Annotated in this window: 2 protein-coding genes and 1 pseudogene; all 3 read right to left on the reverse strand. The window is 46.5% G+C overall.

Annotated features, from left to right (window positions below):
• A pseudogene (locus OB916_RS16870) lies at nt 1-132 on the reverse strand (IS5/IS1182 family transposase); the annotation flags it as partial.
• A 115-nt stretch (nt 133-247) separates the two neighbouring features.
• Entirely contained in the window at nt 248-862 is a 615-nt protein-coding gene (locus OB916_RS16875; RefSeq protein ID WP_315910464.1) for a hypothetical protein, read from the reverse strand.
• A 254-nt stretch (nt 863-1,116) separates the two neighbouring features.
• Nucleotides 1,117-1,692 carry a hypothetical protein gene (locus OB916_RS16880; protein WP_315910465.1) on the reverse strand — a complete coding sequence of 192 codons (576 nt, stop codon included), beginning with the start codon at nt 1,690-1,692 and terminating at the stop codon, nt 1,117-1,119.
• Between the last annotated feature and the right edge of the window lie 394 nt (nt 1,693-2,086).

Here is a 2,086-nt window from a genome sequence, read left to right on the forward strand (position 1 = left end):
ACAGTGCAGCGACACAACAGCGTAGTCGGCGAAGCCGCCTCCTCCTTCGGGGGCGGCGACTTCGCCTCGGCCACCGACAGCATTTTTAGCTAACTGAACCGCTTTCTTTGTGAAGCGGGAAATCTTCGACATAGGCATCGGCGGTTTCCCACTTCATTCCACTAGTTCTGACGGTCGAAGCCGACGCCATCTAGTGATTCACCAGAGCCGAAGAAGACGAAATGGGAGAGGTCGCTGGCATCGTCTGTCATCCCTCTAAAGATGTCGGTGTTGTTTTCTTCTTAACGAGTTCGAACTGCGCTTGACATTCGATTCGTCGGGTTCGATCGCCACGTATAAGTTTCCCGAAAACTGCGAAGATATACGTCCCATCTTCAAGATTCGCCGTAATAAATGTCTTCTCTTCTGTATAGGGTGTCGGATGGGATGTCAGGCTGAGTGACCACCTGTGAGTTGATTCTGGACCGATTGTAATCGATTGTTCGGTACGTTCACCTGACGCATTTTCACTCCAGTTACTATCTCCCCGACGCATAATTACCCATGCACCAGGGTTGATGACAAATTGATTATCCGCTTGATTGTGGAGCGTCAGACCGAGAGTTTCGACCGTCTGATTGGTTGTTACGACTGTGAAGGGTTGTTCGTCTGACTCGATAAACACTGGTTGATCCTTTGTTGAACCTCTGTCTGCACAAACCACTCTATCGACATCAGATCCAAATGTAGGACAATTTTGTATTTTAGGTGAAGTTGTGGTGTCCTGCTGATCTCTTCCTACCGATCCTGTACCGAGGCAACCAGATATCAGACCGAGACAACCTACCGTAGTGACATCTCGTAAGAAGGTTCGACGATTCATGGCTGTATCTGGGGTTGGGTTAAGTAAAGTCTTTGTGGTGACTTAAAATTTGGCTATGACTATTAGAATATCAATTGGTTCGTTAAAACTCATTCGTTAGGTCTAATTTCTCTTCGGACCTCTTAGGAACTGGTATTCATAGGAGATCGTCGCAAATCACTCCTGTTCTACTTGTGAAGTATGTCAAATTCATAAATATTAATAACATATGTAATAATATGGTTGTGAGTTTAATATGAATGGTGTATATTTGACTACAGATATGTCTGGTCAAAGTATGTATCTGCTGAGGATGTTCCGTATACATCTAAGTAGCATCCAATATCTTTCTGCCAAGTATCCCAGTTTAATGTGACTTCATTACCATTCACATTTTGGAAGTACATATTGGAGAAATCACAGTCATCGGGGAGCTTACTGCATTGACCTTCTGTGAAATTGTAGAGCTCGAATGCAGTGTATGCATAGCGGAACTCACCTCGATCCAGCACATCAGTAATTATGTCAGTGTACGTGTTTGTTCTTTCATTCTTGACCTCGATATACCAATCAGAACCTCCGCTAGACTGGTTGTCCCTTTTGCTGATGTAGCCACCGATTGTATCCCCGGGCTTTACATCTACAAACGAACTGTGATGGTAGTTGCCATTGTCATCTGGACCCCACCAAGCCGCAAGCTCCCAGTCCGTGTTTGTCCCCCAGTTCCAAGCTAGCACGGGCTGGAGAATAGTCGTTGGGCTGCCGTCATTCTGAAACGCCGGGAAAAAGAAATGAACAACACTTGAGTCGTAAGTCGCCGGCTTAGGAGGACACTCAAAATCTCCTATCATATACTGGAACTCTTCACCATCAGATAGTGCTGCGTTTGTATTTGCCGCCCAACCATCAACCTCAGGAAACGGTCGATTGGGGGCATTACCCTTTCCTTCAACTGTTGTTGGTGCTTTCCCGGACTGTTGTGATGCCAGATCCAGCCCCGCCTTCTCATGTGCTTTAACTTTTGATTCAGGAACCCGCTCGCCAGCAGGAACAGGGACTAATCCATCATTCTGTTTCGCGGAACTCCCTGGCAGCCCATGATGTTGTTTAACAGACTCTTCTGATAGTGTAGTTGAATTATCTTCACTACTCAGCTTTGCACGTTGAAGTAGGAGCGTGACGTAGGCGGTAGCAAGGACAGATGATGCCGATTACGGACTTTCTGTCGTGCACGCGCGTGTTCGA

The organism is Halapricum hydrolyticum (genome assembly GCF_025517535.1).
Taxonomy (GTDB): Archaea; Halobacteriota; Halobacteria; order Halobacteriales; family Haloarculaceae; genus Halapricum; species Halapricum hydrolyticum.